Origin of the sequence: Szabonella alba, assembly GCF_016765775.1 — a bacterium.
Lineage (GTDB): Bacteria > Pseudomonadota > Alphaproteobacteria > Rhodobacterales > Rhodobacteraceae > Szabonella > Szabonella alba.
Genome location: NZ_JAESVN010000001.1, coordinates 90,178 through 107,623, shown reverse-complemented (window position 1 = coordinate 107,623; position 17,446 = coordinate 90,178). Strand labels below are relative to the sequence as shown.

Here is a 17,446-nt window from a genome sequence, read left to right as displayed (position 1 = left end):
CGAAACTATTCTGCACTGCCCGGCAGGGCAATCGCACTTTTGCTGCGCCGCCAAATCGGTTGGGCATCATAGCTTTGCAGCAACTCTTGCCGATTGGCCGTAGCCTTCGACATAGGTGCGGACCAGATCCAGCGCGGCCTCTTTGTCGCCGGTGGCGACCGCACCGCGCAGCGCCCGCAGCGCCGAGGCCATCTGAAGTTCAGACAGGCTTTGTTCCTGGGCCCGCAAGATTTTGGGATGCGGCGTGGTCAGAAGACCCTCACCGATCAGGAGTTCCTCATGCAGCTTTTCCCCGGGACGCAGGCCGGTCACAAGGATCTCGATATCGCCCTCAGGATTGTCTTCATCGCGCAGGGTGCATCCGGCGCGTTCGATCATCTGCCGCGCAAGATCGCGGATGCGGATGGGTTTGCCCATGTCCAGCACGAAGACATCGGCACTGTCCCGGCTTTGTTCATCGCTGAAGGATCCGGCCAGCAACACCAGTTGAGACGCCTCGGAAATCGTCATGAAATAGCGAGTCACGTCATCATGGGTCAGGGTGATCGGGCCGCCACGGGCGATCTGTTCCTGAAAGAGCGGGATGACCGAACCGGAAGATCCCAGCACATTGCCGAAACGCACGATGGAAAAATGTGTCTTCTCGGCGCGTTTGGCCAGATCCTGAATGACCAGTTCTGCCAGCCGTTTAGACGCCCCCATGACATTTGCCGGGCGCACCGCCTTGTCGCTGGAAACCAGCACGAATTTCCGCACCCCTGCCTCATTCGCGGCATCGCCAAGCGTTCTGGTGCCCAGCACGTTATTGGCCAGTCCTGCAAGAGGATTGGATTCAACCAGCGGCACATGTTTATAGGCGGCGGCATGGAAAACCACGTCGATACGATGTTCGGCCATGACCATACGCGCCATGCGGCTGTCGGTGGAGGAGCCCAGAACCGCCACGATCCGCGTATCACTGCCTTCGGCCAGATCGCGCAATTCGCGCTCGATGGTGTAAAGCGCGATTTCGCTCATCTCGAACAGGATCAGACAGGCGGGACGCGCGCGCAGCAACTGACGGCAAAGCTCTGATCCGATGCTGCCTCCTGCGCCCGAGACAAGCACCGTGCGCCCCCGATAGGTTTCCCCGCCCTGCGGCATGGCACGGTCGATCTGGATGCGGCCCAGAAATTCATCCGGTTCAATGGGTTTCAACGTGTCGAGCAGATCCTCCAGCCCGACAAGCTGCGCAAAGGAAGGCACCGACATCACCTTGAGATCCATCGCCTGAACCCGCCGCGCGATCTGTGCCAGTTTTGGTGCCGAAAGGGAGGGCATGGCAAGGATCACCCTGTCGACCCCAAGACTGGTGGCCAGCATCCGGATCTTGTCAGGCGAATAGATGCGCAGCCCCGCGACCGAAAGCGACTGCAGCGCGGCACTGTCGTCGATGAAGGCGACGGGACGGATGCTGGCATGATTGCGCAAGGCGGCGACAAGCTGAACCCCGGTATTGCCCGCCCCGTAGATCAGCACGCGGCGGCGCGGCTCTCCGGCGCGAAGCGCCCAGAGCAGGACCTGCAACATCAGGACGCGGGTGATCGCACATCCCAGAAAAAAGATCATTCCAAACAGGATGACGGTCTCGGCGCCTAGGTTCACCCGCCCCGCGACGATCACGAAATGCAACGCGGCCGTAACCATCACGGCCATCCAGGCCGTGCGCATGATGCCGCTCGTCTCGTAGGATTTGAGCTGAATGCGCGTCATGCGCAGCGCCAAGGTCGCAATCGCCGCCAGAAACGCCACGACGGGAAAGAGCGGCCAGAGGCCGGGGAGCAGATCAGAACCCGGGCTGCCACCTGAAACGACAAAAAGGGTGACCAGCAGCGCCAGAGGGGCGATCACGGTATCAACAGCGAAAAGAACCGTCTGTTTCTGGAAACGCGACAGGGAATCAACAAATCTGAAAAAGACGCCCTGTAGTGTACCCAGCATAATCACTCCTGAACAATCGCGCGCAAACCAACACATCCCAACCGCCCGGCCAGGGCAGCAATTGCGATTTACCGATCAATGATTGCTATATCCTTGCCTCCGCAAGGTCGCAAGCAAAGCATCCCCCGCCCCCATGACTGGGGCGCTTTCCCGCCCATCGGGGCGCGAAATGAACCAATGCGCCGATCACCGGGTCCGGTTCGCGGCAGCAATCCTGTCCGGAACCGCCACCTCGGTGCTGGAAATACCCGGCGGCAAGCGTTATGACTGCGTCCGGTATACCAGAATTCACCAGATCCCGGGGGGAGAAGCCGTGACCAAGACCGTCGTTCTGTCGATTGGCAGCTATGCAGAATGGGATATTCCGCCGATGCGGGCGGATTATGACCTGACCGAACTGTCCTCGCCCGCAGGACTGGACGGGCTGGACGCCGACCGCCGCGCAGCGGTGCGCGCCGTGGCCTATAAGGGGCATTCGCCGTTCGGGGCGGCGCAGATGGATCTGCTGCCGGGGCTGGAACTGATTGCCAATTTTGGCGTGGGCTATGATGCCATTGACGTCGCGGCCGCCAGCGCACGCAATATCCGCGTCACCAACACGCCCGATGTCCTGAATGACGATGTGGCCGATCTGGCCATCGGCATGCTGCTGGCGCTGAACCGCAACCTGACGGCGAATGAGGCCTGGCTGCATCGTGGCGACTGGTCGTCCAAGGGCGATCCGCAACTGGCCCGCAAGCTGAGCGGGGCACGCGCCGGCATCATGGGTCTGGGTCGCATCGGGCGGGAGATTGCCGACCGCATGGCCGCCTTCAAGATGGAGATCCATTACCACAGCCGGTCCCGCAAGGAGACGCCCGAAGGCTGGATCTGGCATGAACGCCCCGAGGATCTGGCGGCGAATTGCGACTACCTTGTCGTGGCGCTGGTGGGCGGCAAGGCGACCGAAGGCTATGTCTCACGCAGCGTGATCGAGGCGATGGGGCCGGATTCGGTGATCTGCAACATCTCGCGCGGCACCACCATCGACGAGCCCGCGATGCTGGATGCGCTTGAGGCCGGGCGCATCCGTGGCGCGGCGCTGGACGTGTTCCGGGTAGAGCCCGATCTGGACCCGCGTTTTCTGAAGCTGACCAACGCGCATCTGCAGCCGCATCAGGGTTCTGCCACGGTCGAGACGCGCAAGGGCATGGGCGCATTGCAGCGTGCCAATATCGCGGCATTTGTAGCGGGCAAGCCATTGCTGACAGCTGTCAACTGACCGCCCTGAACTGAACGGCGCGGCGGCGGTCCGGATCCTCCCGCCCACCGCCGCGGCCGAACCCATTACGCCGGGGCTTCGGCCTCGGCGCGCTCTCTGTCCTGCGACTGGTAGATATCGGTGATATTGAGAACGAGATGCCGCATATGGCTTTCGATCTCGGCACTGACCAGCACGATGTCGCGGATCCTGAGCCCCCGCACCATATCGCCATGCTGGCGCAGCACGCGCGGCCGGTCGCGCCGCAGGCTGGCCGCCAGAAAGCGCGGCCGCCACAGCCGCGCCATATAGGCCCCATGGGTGTCGATCAGCGCATTATTGTGCGAGGCTGCGGTGATCTGGCGGTGAAAGGTCATGTCGGCCTCAAAATAAGTCACCGCATCGGCGATCTCGGACAATCGCAGCATTTCCTCATGCTGGGCCTCGATCTGCGCCAGTTCCTGCGGGGTCGCATTCATGCAGGCCAGCCGCGCACCAAGGATTTCCAGCGTGTTCATCACCACCAGATCATCGGTGATTTCCTTCAGCGACGGATCCGCCACGACCGGGCTGCGCGAGGGTCGCAGCGTGACCAGCCCTTCCGAGGCCAGAATGCGGATCGCTTCGCGCAGGGGCGTGCGGCTGACCCCCAGATCGGCGGAACTGTCGCGCTCCTTGATCCGCGCCCCGGGCTTGAGCCGCCCCAGAAGGATGTCCCTGCGCAGCCCGTCCGCAAGCTGTTCGGCCAGTGTGTTTTCGTTCATCGCAATCATCCCGCCCTGTGCTCGTTCCATTTGCCGCCTCTGCCCGTCGCATTTCAAGCATTCTGATCCCGGCACCGGTTTTGGTATACCAGAACTATTGCATTCCCCGACGAAGCCGCTAGGCTATTTACTCAGGCCGGTCGGCTCCGGAGTGGGCAAACGCAGCGGTGTCGCCCCGGCCCATAAAAGAACAATTCCGTGGGAGGAACCATGAAACTTCGGACCTATCTTATCCCCGCATTGGTGGCAGCCGGATTCGCGCTGCCCGCACAGGCGACGACGCTGCGCATCCAGACGCATTACGGCCCTGAAAGCATCTCGGGCAAGAACGCCGCCCAGTTCGCCGATGACGTGATGACCATGTCGGATGGCGAGATCACCATCGAGATGTTCTATTCGTCGCCGGTCGTGGCGACGGTGGAAACCTTTGACGCAGCCGCCAACGGCATTCTGGACTGCGACATGACCGGCGCCGCCTATCAGACCGGCAAGAACCCGGCCTTCCAGTTCGTGGGCGACATCATGGGCGGCTATGACACCGCCTATCAGCAGCTTGGCTGGCTTTACATGGGCGGCGGCCTTGCGGATGCGCAGGTGCTTTACAACCAATACGGCATGCAGTTGGTCGGCTGGTGGGTCGTGGGGCAGGAATCGCTTGCCTCGACGGTCCCTCTGGCCGATGTCGAGGCGATGCAGGACTGGAAATTCCGGTCCCCCCCCGGCATGCAGACCAAGATCTTTGAAAAGCTGGGTTCCTCACCCGTCGTGATGGATTTCACCGAGGTCTTCACCGCGCTGGAATCGGGCATCATCGAAGGCGCGGATGCCTCGATCCTTGCCAATAACAAAAGCATGGGCATCTATGACATCGCCCAGCATGCGACCTATCCCGGCTTTCATTCGATGCCTTCGGACCATCTGGCCTGCAACAAGACGGTGTGGGATTCGATGCCCCCCCATCACCAGCGCATGATGGAAACCGCGATGCAGAAACTGGCGCTGCAACAGGCGCTGACGGCTGATTTCGAGAATGCCAAGGCAGCGGCGGAACTGACCGCGCAGGGTGTGACGCTGCATGATCTCAGCGCCGAATCCCGCGCCGCCTATCGCAAGGTCGCCGTGGAAACCTGGCCCGAATTCGCCACCACGGATGAGGCCAAGGCGCTGGTCGAAAGCCATACCAACTATCTGCGCTCGCAAGGCATGATCGACTGATCCGCAGGGTTTGAACAACGCGCCGGCGGGCCCCCCAAGGCCCGTCGGCTTTTTCTCCCGGACCCACGGCGTCCGGCATCACGAGGGTAGTGGGTATGTCGATGCAGCAGGAAAGTGTCTGGCTGGGTCCGATGCGGCAACCGGTCAGGGTTGCAGCCATTGCCGCCACGGCAGCAGCAGTGCTGACCTGCGGCTGGCTGATTGTGAACCGTCTGTTTCTGGGGTCCGAGATCGGCATGCATCAGATGCTGCGCCCCGGCGACTTGATTTCGGTCAAGCTTGCGCTCTGGTCGCTTTTCGCGGCCCTGCTGCTGGGCTCGGTCTATCTGTCCGATATCCGTGGCGCCATCGAGATCGAGGCCGAAGGCTTCTTCGACTGGATTTCACTGGTGTTGTCACGGCTTGCGATGATCAGCACCGTCCTGATCGTTCTGGTCATGTTCTATGAGGTCGTGGCCCGCTATGTTTTTGAAAAACCGACCCTCTGGGCCAATGAACTGTCGCTGTGGATGGCAGCATTCCTGTTTCTGCTGGCCGGTCTCTATGCGATGCAGCAACGCAGCCATATCCGCATCTATGTCATCTATGACATGATGCCCCGCTGGGCGCAGAAACTGTCGGATTGCATTTCGGTCTTCCTGATCTGGGTCTTTGCCTTCTGCGTCATCTGGGGCGGCTATTCCGAGGCCCTGACCAAACTGATGCGGTGGGAGGCCTTCGGCACCGCATGGGATCCGCCGCTTCCCGGCACGCTGAAACCCGCCATCGTGCTGCTGGTCGTGCTGGTGGCCCTTCAGGCCCTGTCCAATCTGATCGCGGACTGGAACAAGGCGCCCGAGCATCACTCGCCCGCCGATGACATCGACCAGACCGAGATCGAGAACATCCGTCGCACGCTGGAGATCCCGAAGAATGGTTGATATCGGTACGATGAGTTTGATCCTGCTGCTGGGCATGTTCGCCCTGCTGGCAATCGGCATGCCGCTTGGCTTTGCCTCGGCCTTTCTGGCGGTGGCGACGCTCTTGATGAAATTCGGCCCCGACCTGCTGTTCGGTCGCTTCGGCATGGGGCCGCTGAATGTGCTGGGTCAGGCGGTCTACCGCCAGATGACGAATTATGTCCTGATCTCGGTGCCGCTGTTCATCTTCATGGCGGCCCTGCTGGAACGATCCGGCATTGCGCGCGACATGTATACCTCACTCAATGTCTGGCTGTCGCGCACGCGGGGCGGCATTGCCATTGTCACCTCGCTCATGGCGGTCATCATGGCCGCCATGTCGGGCATCATCGGCGGCGAGGTTGTTCTGCTGGGGCTGATCGCACTGCCGCAGATGCTGCGGCTGGGATACAACCAGAACCTTGCCATCGGGACGATCTGCGCCAGCGGATCGCTGGGGGCGATGATCCCGCCCTCTATCGTGCTGATCTTCTACGGGCTGGTCACGGAAACCTCGATCAAGGCGCTGTTCACCGCGTCCTTCATTCCGGGGCTGATGCTGGCCTCGTTCTTCATCCTCTACATCATCATCCGCACCACGCTGCACCCCGATCAGGCCCCGCTGCCGCCCGAGGATCCGAACGATCCCAAGGGCAGCGAAAAGGGGCTGATGTTCCTTGGCTTCCTGTCGATGGTCTTTTGCGGCATCGCGGCGGTGCTGACGCTGCGCGCGGGGTTCTTCACGCTGACCGGCGCGAACCAGATCCGCGAGGGCGTGCAGCCCATTCCGCTGGGCATGGTGTCCGACCTGCCCTGGCTGATCGGGGCGGCGCTGGTCTTTCTGGTCGTGATCTTCCTTGTGGCGGGGCTTGAACGGTCCAGGCGCGGCTGGGAGATGGGCAAGGGTCTGGTCGCGCCGATCCTTGTGATCGGGGTGGTTCTCGGCTCGATCTATGGCGGTATCACCGGCATCACCGAGGCCGCCGGGATGGGCGTCATCGCGGTGTTCATCCTAGGGATGATCCGCCGTGAAATGACGTTCGATATCGTCTGGGATGCCGCGATGCGGACGATCAAATCCACCGGCACGATCATCTGGGTGACCATCGGCGCCGCGACCCTTGCCGCCGCCTATACGCTGGCAGGCGGACCAACCTATGTGGCCAATATGATCACCGGATATGACCTGCCCGCGATGGGGATTATCCTTGTCATGATGCTGGTCTTTCTGGTCATGGGCATGTTCATGGACTGGGTCGGCATCGTGCTGCTGGTCATGCCGGTCTTCCTGCCCATCGTCATGCGCCTGCCGGTTGAGGAACTGGGCTTTCTCGGAAGCCCCGACCCCAGCCATGTCGCGATCTGGTTCGGGGTGCTGTTCTGCATGAACATGCAGGTCAGCTTTCTGTCGCCCCCCTTCGGCCCTGCGGCCTTCTATCTGAAATCCGTCGCCCCGGCGCATATCTCGCTGACCGATATCTTCCGGGGTTTCCTGCCTTTCATCGGCCTGCAGCTTCTGGCGCTTTCGGTGATGCTGATCTGGCCACCGATCATCTCGATCCTGCTGTAACTGCCCCCGACGGGCGGCCCCGGTAAAGGGCCGCCCACCGGAGAACGGAGCCTTAAGTCATGCCGACCGCACCGATTGCGGACCGACCCGCCGACCTTGCCCGACGCGCCGATTGCGCGGCTTTCCCGCAACTCACCCCGCCCCATGTCCCCCCTGCCCGACGGGCAGCGGGACATGCAGCCTGCTGACCCTTCCGGAGCCAGACATCATGTCCGCCACCATCCTGCTTGATCCTTCCGACAATGTCGTGACCGCGACGCGCAACCTCGCCCCCGGCGATGAAGGCGCGACCGGCCCGATCCCGCGCGGCCATAAACTGGCGCGCGAAGCCATCACCCAAGGCAGCCCGGTGCGGAAATACGCGCAGATCATCGGCTATGCCGCGAGTGATATCGCCGCCGGCGATCATGTCCATGTCCATAATCTGGAATTCCGCAATGTGGACACAACCTATGAATTCGGCACCAACCTGCGCCCCGTCGCCCCGGCGACGGAACAGGACACGTTCATGGGTTTCCGCCGCCCCAACGGCAAGGCCGGGACCCGGAACTATATCGCGGTGCTGACAAGCGTGAACTGTTCGGCCACAGCCGCGCACCGGATTGCCGACTATTTCACGCCCGAACGTCTGGCGGCCTATCCCAATGTCGACGGGGTCGTGGCCTTTGCCCATGGCACGGGCTGCGGCATGGGCGGCAATGGCGAAGGGTTCGAGGCGCTGCAGCGCGTGCTGTGGGGCTATGCCCGCAACCCCAATGTCGGCGGCGCGGTGCTGGTGGGGTTGGGCTGCGAGATGATGCAGATCGACTGGCTGATCGAAAGCTATGGGCTGACGCCCGGGCCGCTGTTCCAGACCATGAACATTCAGGATGTGGCAGGCCTGCGCCGCACGGTCGAGGCGGGCATCGCCAAGGTCGAGGCGATGCTGCCGGTGGTCAACGCCTTTGAACGCACGCCCTGCCCCGCCTCGGATCTGATGGTGGCACTGCAATGCGGCGGGTCGGATGCGATGTCGGGGATCACGGCAAATCCGGCGCTTGGCTATGCCTGCGACCTTCTTGTGGCGCAGGGCGGCACCGGGGTTCTGGCTGAAACCCCCGAAATCTACGGCGCCGAACATCTGCTGACGCAGCGTGCGGCAACGCCTGCCGTGGGGGAAAAGCTGATCGGTCTGATCAAATGGTGGGAGAATTACACCGAGCGCGCAGGCGGCAGCATGGATAACAACCCCTCCCCCGGAAACAAGAAGGGCGGTCTGACCACCATTCTTGAAAAATCGCTGGGGGCGGCGGCCAAGGGTGGCACCACGCCCCTGACCGGGGTGTTCAAATATGCCGAACCGGTCACGGCGCGCGGCTTCACCTTCATGGACAGCCCCGGCTATGATCCGGCCTCGGTCACGGGGCAGATCGCCAGCGGCTGCAATGTCGTGGTGTTCACCACCGGGCGCGGTTCGGCCTTCGGGGCCAAGCCGTCGCCGTCGATCAAGGTCGCGACCAATACGGAAATGTATACCCGGATGGTCGAGGACATGGACATCAACGCGGGCACGATCCTGACCGATGGCAAATCGGTCGAGGAGGTCGGGCGCGAGATCTACCAGAAAATTCTGGCGGTCGCCTCGGGTGAGGTGACGAAATCAGAGGCGCAGGGTCTGGGGGATTACGAATTCGTTCCCTGGCAAATCGGCGCGGTCATGTAAGGAGGAAAATATCATGGCAAAACCAGCAATCGGCTTCATCGGTCTCGGACTGATGGGGGCCGCAATGGTCGGACGGCTGCAAAGCCTCGGCTATCCGATGACAGTCGTCGCAAACCGCTCGCGCGACGCGGTTGAAAAGGCCGTGGCCGCAGGCGCGACCGAGGTGAAAACCGCGCGTGAAGTGGCTGCGGCCTCTGATATCGTGATGTTCTGCATGGACACGTCAGCATCGGTCGAAAGCCGCGTCTATGGCGATGACGGTGTTCTGGCGGGCGTGAAACCCGGCGCGGTGGTCATCGATTTCGGCACCTCGCTGCCGGGTTCCACCCAGAAGATCGGCGCCGATATGGAAAAGGCGGGTGCTGTCTATCTGGACAGCCCACTTGGCCGCACGCCTGCCCATGCGGTGGATGGCAAACTGAACATCATGTGTTCGGGCGACAAGGCGACCTTCGACAAGGTCAAGCCGATCCTCGATGATCTGGGCGAAAACGTCTTTCACCTCGGCGCGCTTGGAACCGGACATACGATCAAGCTGATCAACAACTTCTTTGCCATGACCACGGCCTGCGCCATGTCCGAGGCTTTCGCGCTTGGCGATGCGGCAGGGGTTCCGCGTCAGGCGCTGTATGACGTGATGTCGGCGGGTCCGCTGAAATCCGGCATGATGGATTTCGTGCGCAACTATGCCATTGATGGCAAGATCGACCTTGCCTTCTCGTTGGCCAATGCGTCGAAAGACGTGGGCTATTACACGCAGATGGCCGAAGGTCTGGGCAAGACCTCGCGCATGTCGGGTGCTGCGCGCGCCACGCTGGGTGAGGCGGTCAAGGATGGCTGGGGCGACAAGCTTGTGCCGCAGATGGTGGACTTCCTGTCCGAGAAATTCGGGGGCAAGGCATAAATCATGCGTATCCTTATTACCGGCGGCGGCGGCTTCATCGGGCAGAAACTGGCCCGCGCGCTTGACAAACAGGGCCAGCTTCGCGGCAAGGCAATCACCGAGATCGTGCTGGCCGACCTGCATGCCCCGACGCTGGAGGGCGCAAGCCTTCCCGTGTCGGGCATGGCGCTGGACATCCGCGATGCCGCGGCGGTCAGCGCGGCCTTTGCCGAAGCCTATGACGTGGTGTTCCATCTGGCCGCCGTCGTCTCGGGTCAGGCCGAGGCTGATTTCGACCTCGGGCTTCAGGTCAATCTGTTCGGCACGCTGAACCTGTTTCAGGCGATCCGCCACGCGGGCAATGCGCCGGTCGTGGTCTATGCCTCCTCGGTCGCCGCCCATGGCGGGGAAGAGCCCGAGGTGATCGTGGACGGGGTGGAACTGAACCCGCAAACCTCCTACGGCGCGCAGAAGGTCATGGGTGAGTTGCTGCTCAATGACATGAGCCGCCGGGGCTGGATGGACGGGCGTGGTCTGCGGCTGCCCACGGTGTCGATCCGTCCGGGCAAGGCCAATGCGGCGGCGTCCTCCTTCATGTCTTCGATCTTCCGCGACACGATGCAGGGGGAGGTTTCCAACTGCCCCTCCTCGAAGGATTACCCGATCTTTCACACAGCACCGCGCACGGTGGTCGCCAATTTCATCCATGCGGCCGAGATCGACGGCGCGGCTTTCGGGCCGAACCGCAACATCAACCTGCCCGGCCGCACCGATACCGTGGCCGAGATGATTGCCGCCATGACGCTGGTTGCGGGCCCCGAGCCCGCAGGCCGCATCACATGGAACGCCGATCCGGTGATCCAGAAGATCATCGCCGGGTGGCGCGGGCATCTGAAGGCCGACAAGGCGCTTCGTCTTGGCTTTCAGCAGGACCAGTCCTTTGCGGATTCGGTGCGCTGGTTCCTTGAGGATGACATCGTGAAAGACCGCTGAGGATGAAGCCACACCAGCCGAGGGAAGACCGGCCCATGTTCGGGCTGGGATTGATGTGCATCGCCATGGCGCTGTTCACCTCGATCGACACTTCGGCCAAGTGGCTGATCCTTTCGGGCCTGCCCATCATGCAGGTGGTGTTTGTCCGCTATGCCGGACATTTCATCGCCTCGCTGGTGATGTTCCTGCCGCGTGAGGGGCTTTCGGCCTTTCGCGCGGTTCATCCCGGGCTTCAGTTCCTGCGCGCCCTCTTTTTGCTGGCCAGCACCGCCTTCAATTTCGCGGCGCTGAAATACCTTCCGATCACCATCACCACTGCGATCTATTTCGCCTCTCCCATCGTCATCACCATCCTGTCGGTGGCTTTTCTGGGGGAAAAGATCAGGCTGAAACGGGCGCTGGCGATCCTTGTCGGTTTTGTCGGGGTCCTGATCGTGGTGGCGCCCTGGGGTGCAGATTTTCATCCCGCGATGCTGCTGTCGCTTTCGGCGCTGATCTGCGCCTCCAGCTATTTTGTGCTGACCCGGCGGCTGGCGGGGGTCGAGGCCAATTCGACCAGCCAGCTTTGGGCCTCGGGCATTGCCACGCTGGCGCTGATTCCGTTCGGCCTGCCCGGCTGGGTCTGGCCTGCCACCGTGACCGACTGGCTGGTGATGCTGTTCATCGGGATTTTCGCCGCGGTAGGGCATGGGCTGGCCGTGACCGCGCATCGCTATGCGCCGGCCTCGACGCTGGCGCCGGTGACCTATGTGCAGGCGATCTATGCGACCGCCTCGGGCCTTCTGGTCTTCGGCAACCTGCCGGGCTGGGGCACGGCCCTTGGCACCGCGATCATCATCGCATCGGGCATCTATATCTGGCATCGAGAACGCGCGCTGATGCTGGAACGCCGCCGCGTCGAGACGGCAGCCCTGACACGCTGAAACCTGCGGCAAAGCCTGCGGGCCGGGAAAGACCGGCATCTGATGTCGGATCTTTCAGGCGTGGGGTTTTGGTAGGCCCGGAGGGCTTGAAAATCACCCGCAAAAACAAGACGCAGGCTTGGCGAACCTTTCGCAGGGGCAGGAAAACGAAAACCCCGGCGCGCTGGCGGGCGCAACCGGGGCTGAAAACGAGAAAAAAGCCTCTGAAAAACCTTCGTCTCGCCTGACAGAATATCTGACGCGGATTCAACTGGCAACTGCCCTTGAGGTCGCGATACGGGATGCGCACGCCTCGGACGCCGCCTCGATCATGTCCGCTGCCCTCACTCGGATGATGGCAGGGTCTCCCCCGCCTCTCCTTCTGTCAGCTGTGGACGAGGCGTCATCTTGGGCGGAATGGGCAACGCCAGACGAGCGCAAAGCCTATTGTCTCGCCAGCTTCAACGCCATGCCTCCCAAGGATCGCGCTTCCTTCCTCGCCTATGTGCAGAGGAGCAAAGCAGCATGACGGGCCGTTGCTCCGATGAATGCCTGATCTTCTGGGATGCGGTCCAGAAGGCCGCCCGGAACCGTTGGGAACAGCAGTTTGCCAGTGAGATTGCCGCCAAGGCCGAAAAGCCATGGTGGAGACCGTCGGCAAAGCAGCTCTCGATCATGCAGCGCATGACGGATGAACTGTTCTACGGCCCGCAACATGAACTGATCGAGGAGGGCGACGGAAACCGCGCCTGATCGGCGGAACTGTGTCGTTTGGACGGTTCAGACGGTGGCGCACGACACAGAAGACGGCCTGCCACGGGGTGAGACCATAGGCCAACCTGCATCCCGAAAGCTCGAAGCAGGGTCTCCGGCACCTGACCTGGTGTCGCAAGTAGCGAGCAAGTCCGAGGCGGGGTCATGCGACCTCGGACGCCCAGAAGCGATGGACCGGCTCCGTTGAGCAGGATCTCTGAACCAGTCGGCGTCATAGCCGCGATCGGCCAGCAGCCAATTTGCTGAGGGCAAGCTGTTCAGCAGGGCTGCAGCACCGGTGTAGTCACTGACCTGACCCGCGGTCATGAAGAACTGGATCGGGCGCCCATCAGCATCGGTGACGGCATGCAGCTTAGTGTTCATGCCACCTTTGGTTCGGCCGATCGCGCGCCCCCGCTGGTCCTCGGCCCCCCCTTTTTCGACCGCAGGCTGCTCGCCGTGCGGTGCGCCTTCAGATAGGTCGCGTCGATCATCACAGTCTTCGGAACGGCTGCCTCCGACGCAAGGCCGTGCATCATCCTCGCGAAAATGCCCTTCTCGCCCCATCGTTTCCAGCGGTTGTGAAGGGTCTTGGCGGGGCCGTATTCCTTTGGGGTATCACACCAGCGCAAGCCATTGCGATTGATGAAGATTATGCCGCTCAAAACGCGCCTATCATCCACGCGCGGCTTGCCGTGGCTCTTGGGAAACAACGGCCGAAGCCGGTCCATCTGCGCGTCAGTCAGCCAGAAAAGGTTGCTCATCATCACCCCCGTCAGTTCGGGAGATTGAATCACGCTGCCGCCGCGGCCTCAAGCAGATCAATGGGTCCTGACCCTAGCATATGGCTGAGCCGCCGTTCGCAACCATGCCGGTGGCCGGTCTTACGGACCCTTTCCGATCAACTCTTCGCGTCGGACAAAGTGATTGATCAGATACACGATAGGGTTTGACGTGATTTGTATTGAGTGACACCGCATCGGGGCGTATTCAAGGTCATGATCACGCAAAAGATGAAGTACGCCCTCAAGGCCCTCATGGAACTCGCTGCTGAACGGGCGGGCGAGGGTAGACCGTTGCGGATCGAAGAGATCGCCACGCGGTCGGATACGCCGAAGCGGTTCCTCGAACATATCCTGTTGGAGATCCGGAACGCTGGCTTCATTGCTTCTGCACGTGGTCGCCATGGCGGATACATCCTGATCAAGGACCCTCGCGAGGTTCCCCTCAGCGAAATCATGCGGCTGATCGACGGGCCCATCGCGCCGTTGCCATGCCTGTCGCGCCGCGCCTATCAGAAATGCGATGACTGCCCTGACGAGGAAGCGTGCCGACTGAGACAGGTCTTCGGCCAGGTGTTCTGGTCCTACCTGCTTCTGATCGAGTCCCTCACGCTCGCTGACTTGATGGATCGGCCCGAATCGGGAAAACCCGCGACTGCGGCACGTCAAATCGGGATTTGAAGAACACACTCACTGCCTGAGTGATCAGCAGGAGAAGGATCCCCTCTTTTCACGACAAACTTTGACGTGATTATTTCATTGCTTTTCTCGACCATCTCTGTCGTGATTATCGACATGGAGGCGGGGTGCCTCCGATCTGACAGGAGGTCCTAGCCATGATCCACACCGTAGCCATCTCGTCCCATGTCCAGGCACAGGGTCCGCTGATCAAACGGCTGCCTGATGGCCGTCTCCTGATCGAAGCGGGGGGCAGCCAGGTTGCAGGTCATCCACTTGCACGCGTGTTGCAGCGGGCAGGGGGATGGAAAGCGTTTGTCGCTGCCGCACTGATCGGTCTTTCATCGCTGACAGCAGCTGCGCCACAAGTCTCGGCCCAGACGCTCTTGAACGTCAGCTATGACCCGACGCGTGAGTTCTATCGCGAGTACAATGTCTGGTTCGCTGACTGGTGGGTGGCGCAAGGCAAACCGCGCCCGGAAATCCAGACGTCGCATGGCGGATCGGGCGCACAGGCCCGGGCGGTGATCGACGGCCTCAACGCGCAAGTGGTGACACTGGCGTTGGCCGGCGACATTGATGCCATCGCAACGCGAACAGGGCGTATCCCCGAAGATTGGCAATCCCGCCTGCCACACAATGCCTCGCCCTACACCTCGACCATCGTGTTCCTGGTGCGGCAGGGCAACCCGCTGGGCATCCAGGACTGGGACGACCTGATCCGCGACGGCGTGCAGGTCATCACGCCGAACCCCAAGACCAGCGGCGGGGCGCGGTGGAACTACCTCGCCGCCTGGGGCTACGCGGAACGCAACGGCCTTGATCCGCAGGAATTCGTCGGCGCGATCTATCGCAACGTCCCGGTGCTTGATACCGCTGCACGCGGATCGACCACCACCTTCGCGCAGCGGGGTCTGGGTGATGTGCTGCTGGCCTGGGAGAATGAGGCCTATCTTGCGCTGGCAGAACTGGGCGAGGACCAGTTCGACATTGTGGTGCCGTCCGTCTCGGTGCTGGCCGAACCACCAGTAGCACTGGTCGAGGGCAATATCCCCGACGACGCCACGCGGGCGCTGGCGACGGCCTATCTGGAACAGCTCTATAGCCCCCCAGCACAAGCCATGGCGCTGCGGCATTACTACCGCGCCTGGGATACATCTGCGGCCGATCCAGAGGATGTGGCGCGCTTTCCCGATCTGGTGCGCCTGACCATCGCAGATTTCGGCGGCTGGGCGGTCGTGCAGCCCGAGCATTTCGGCGACGGCGGCATCTTCGACCAGATCTATCAGGCGCAGTAAGATGACCGTGCGCTCTTTCACATTGCGGTCGCCCACCCCGATGCCGGGGTGGGGGCTTTCATTCGGGATCATGCTGACCATGCTGTCGGTGGTGGTTCTGATCCCCATGACGGTGCTGCTGTGGCGCGGGTTTGTCGGCTTCGGTGCGGGCGGGATCTGGGATGTTGTGAACCGCCCCCGCGTCTGGTCGGCGCTGGAACTGAGCTTTCGCGCCGCGTTGATCGCCTCGCTGTTCAACCTTGTCTTCGGTGTGATCCTGGCGTGGGTGCTGGTGCGCTACCGATTTCCGGGCAAGCGCTTGATCGATGCGGCCGTCGATCTGCCTTTCGCCTTGCCCACGGCCGTTGCTGGCATCGCCCTGACGGCGATCTATGCGCCGAACGGAGTGTTCGGGTCGGTAATCCAGGACACCTTCGGCGTCCGTGTTGCCTATACCGAGCTTGGCATCTGGATCGCGCTGATCTTCGTGGGCCTGCCCTTCGTGGTCCGCACCGTGCAGCCGGTGATCGAGGAAATCGACCGCGAGACCGAGGAAGCCAGCGCAACCCTCGGCGCCAGCCGACTGCGCACGTTGACCCATGTGGTTCTGCCGATGCTGGCCCCCGCGGCGCTGACAGGGTTCGCCCTCGCGCTCGCCCGGTCGGTGGGGGAGTACGGGTCGGTCATTTTCATCGCGGGCAACCTGCCCAACGTGACCGAGATCGCGCCCTTGCTGATCGTCATCCGGCTTGAGGAGTTCGACTATGACGGTGCCGTCGCAATCGCCATCGCGATGCTGACGATCTCCTTCGCGCTGCTCTTGGCCATCAACCTCATCCAGATCTGGAGCCGCCGCCGCATGGGCGCGGTGTAATGGAGGACATCATGACCGATACCCTGACCATCTCCTCCCGCCCCCGCGCCTTTCGCCCGGCAACGACAGAGCCCACGATGGTGAAGTGGGCGCTGATCGCGTTCTGCCTTGCTGTCCTGACGGTGCTGCTGTTTGCGCCCCTGTTCGCGGTCTTTGACGAGGCGCTGCGGCGCGGCTGGGCTTTTGCGGTGGCCTCCCTGTCCGAACCCGATGCGCAGGCCGCGATCCGGCTGACGCTGCTGGTAGCCGCAATCACCGTGCCGCTGAACGCCGTCTTCGGCATTGCGGCCGCATGGGCCATCACCAAGTTCGACTGGCGCGGCAAGGCGTGGGTCATCACCCTGATTGACCTGCCGTTCTCGGTCTCTCCCGTCGTGGCGGGCCTGCTGTTCGTGCTGATGTTCGGTGCGAACTCAGCGCTCGGGGCGTGGCTGGTGGCGAATGGCTTTCCGGTTGTCTTTGCGGTGCCCGGCATCGTGCTGGCCACACTGTTCATCACCTTCCCCTTCGTCGCGCGCGAGCTGATCCCGGTGATGCTGGAACAGGGCCGGGCCGAGGAGGAAGCGGCGCTGACCCTCGGCGCATCCGGCTGGCGCACCTTCCTGACCGTCACGCTGCCCAACATTCGCTGGGCACTGCTTTATGGAGTGCTGCTCTGCAACGCCCGCGCGATGGGCGAGTTCGGCGCGGTCGCCGTGGTCTCGGGCAAGATCCGGGGCCAGACCACCACGATGCCGCTGATGATCGAGATGTTCTATAACGAATACCTCTCGGTCGCGGCTTTCACGATGGCGGGCCTTCTGGCGCTTCTGGCCTTTGTGACCCTGACCCTCAAGACGGCTCTGGAATGGCGCTACGCCGACCAGTTGGCCGCCACCTACCGGCATTGATGGAG

Annotated in this window: 16 protein-coding genes and 1 pseudogene; 14 read left to right on the top strand and 3 right to left on the bottom strand. The window is 62.3% G+C overall.

Annotated features, from left to right (window positions below):
- Nucleotides 1–66 precede the first annotated feature (66 nt).
- Nucleotides 67–1,980 carry a polysaccharide biosynthesis protein gene (locus tag JL811_RS00545; RefSeq protein WP_202686274.1) on the bottom strand — a complete coding sequence of 638 codons (1,914 nt, stop codon included), beginning with the start codon at nucleotides 1,978–1,980 and terminating at the stop codon, nucleotides 67–69.
- A 370-nt stretch (nucleotides 1,981–2,350) separates the two neighbouring features.
- On the opposite strand from JL811_RS00545, the gene JL811_RS00540 reads away from it, so the two are divergent.
- Nucleotides 2,351–3,241 (top strand): 2-hydroxyacid dehydrogenase, encoded by an 891-nt coding sequence (locus JL811_RS00540; RefSeq protein WP_237684766.1) that lies wholly within the window; start codon nucleotides 2,351–2,353, stop codon nucleotides 3,239–3,241.
- 65 nt (nucleotides 3,242–3,306) lie between these two features.
- On the opposite strand, the gene JL811_RS00535 is transcribed toward JL811_RS00540, so the two are convergent.
- Nucleotides 3,307–4,014 (bottom strand): GntR family transcriptional regulator, encoded by a 708-nt coding sequence (locus JL811_RS00535; RefSeq protein ID WP_237684712.1) that lies wholly within the window; start codon nucleotides 4,012–4,014, stop codon nucleotides 3,307–3,309.
- Nucleotides 4,015–4,194: 180 nt separating this feature from the next.
- Between JL811_RS00535 and JL811_RS00530 the strand changes: the two genes are divergently transcribed.
- From JL811_RS00530 to JL811_RS00490, 9 genes are all read left to right on the top strand, one after another.
- Nucleotides 4,195–5,199, top strand: coding sequence for a TRAP transporter substrate-binding protein (locus JL811_RS00530; protein WP_202686273.1), 1,005 nt, complete (start codon nucleotides 4,195–4,197; stop codon nucleotides 5,197–5,199).
- A 101-nt stretch (nucleotides 5,200–5,300) separates the two neighbouring features.
- Entirely contained in the window at nucleotides 5,301–6,119 is an 819-nt protein-coding gene (locus tag JL811_RS00525) for a TRAP transporter small permease subunit (protein ID WP_202686272.1), read from the top strand.
- On the top strand, nucleotides 6,112–7,707 hold the full coding sequence (locus JL811_RS00520) for a TRAP transporter large permease (protein ID WP_202686271.1): 1,596 nt from the start codon (nucleotides 6,112–6,114) through the stop codon (nucleotides 7,705–7,707). Before JL811_RS00525 ends, JL811_RS00520 begins: the two co-directional genes overlap by 8 nt.
- A gap of 208 nt (nucleotides 7,708–7,915) precedes the next feature.
- Nucleotides 7,916–9,409 (top strand): UxaA family hydrolase, encoded by a 1,494-nt coding sequence (locus JL811_RS00515; RefSeq protein ID WP_202686270.1) that lies wholly within the window; start codon nucleotides 7,916–7,918, stop codon nucleotides 9,407–9,409.
- Nucleotides 9,410–9,422: 13 nt separating this feature from the next.
- Nucleotides 9,423–10,313 (top strand): NAD(P)-dependent oxidoreductase, encoded by an 891-nt coding sequence (locus tag JL811_RS00510; RefSeq protein ID WP_202686269.1) that lies wholly within the window; start codon nucleotides 9,423–9,425, stop codon nucleotides 10,311–10,313.
- Nucleotides 10,314–10,316: 3 nt separating this feature from the next.
- Complete coding sequence (gene denD / locus JL811_RS00505; RefSeq protein WP_202686268.1) at nucleotides 10,317–11,285, top strand: D-erythronate dehydrogenase; 969 nt, start codon at nucleotides 10,317–10,319, stop codon at nucleotides 11,283–11,285.
- A gap of 35 nt (nucleotides 11,286–11,320) precedes the next feature.
- Nucleotides 11,321–12,208: a DMT family transporter gene (locus JL811_RS00500; protein WP_237684711.1), complete on the top strand. Its 888-nt coding sequence runs from the start codon at nucleotides 11,321–11,323 to the stop codon at nucleotides 12,206–12,208.
- Nucleotides 12,209–12,326: 118 nt separating this feature from the next.
- Nucleotides 12,327–12,716, top strand: a complete 390-nt coding sequence (locus JL811_RS00495) for a hypothetical protein (RefSeq protein WP_202687230.1) — start codon at nucleotides 12,327–12,329, stop codon at nucleotides 12,714–12,716.
- Nucleotides 12,713–12,940 carry a hypothetical protein gene (locus JL811_RS00490; protein WP_202686266.1) on the top strand — a complete coding sequence of 76 codons (228 nt, stop codon included), beginning with the start codon at nucleotides 12,713–12,715 and terminating at the stop codon, nucleotides 12,938–12,940. Before JL811_RS00495 ends, JL811_RS00490 begins: the two co-directional genes overlap by 4 nt.
- Before the next feature lie 204 nt (nucleotides 12,941–13,144).
- Here the strand turns inward: JL811_RS00490 and JL811_RS00485 are convergent.
- Nucleotides 13,145–13,704: pseudogene (locus tag JL811_RS00485) on the bottom strand (IS5 family transposase); the annotation flags it as partial.
- Nucleotides 13,705–13,938: 234 nt separating this feature from the next.
- Between JL811_RS00485 and JL811_RS00480 the strand changes: the two are divergent.
- From JL811_RS00480 to cysW, 4 genes are all read left to right on the top strand, one after another.
- Entirely contained in the window at nucleotides 13,939–14,403 is a 465-nt protein-coding gene (locus JL811_RS00480; protein WP_202686265.1) for an RrF2 family transcriptional regulator, read from the top strand.
- Between the two features lie 155 nt (nucleotides 14,404–14,558).
- The gene (locus tag JL811_RS00475) at nucleotides 14,559–15,698 is read left to right on the top strand and encodes a sulfate ABC transporter substrate-binding protein (RefSeq protein WP_202686264.1); all 1,140 of its coding nucleotides are present in this window, start codon (nucleotides 14,559–14,561) and stop codon (nucleotides 15,696–15,698) included.
- 1 nt (nucleotide 15,699) lies between these two features.
- Nucleotides 15,700–16,551: a sulfate ABC transporter permease subunit CysT gene (cysT, locus tag JL811_RS00470; RefSeq protein WP_202686263.1), complete on the top strand. Its 852-nt coding sequence runs from the start codon at nucleotides 15,700–15,702 to the stop codon at nucleotides 16,549–16,551.
- 11 nt (nucleotides 16,552–16,562) lie between these two features.
- A complete protein-coding gene (cysW, locus tag JL811_RS00465; RefSeq protein ID WP_202686262.1) occupies nucleotides 16,563–17,441 on the top strand; it encodes a sulfate ABC transporter permease subunit CysW in 879 nt (292 codons plus the stop codon).
- Nucleotides 17,442–17,446 lie beyond the last annotated feature (5 nt).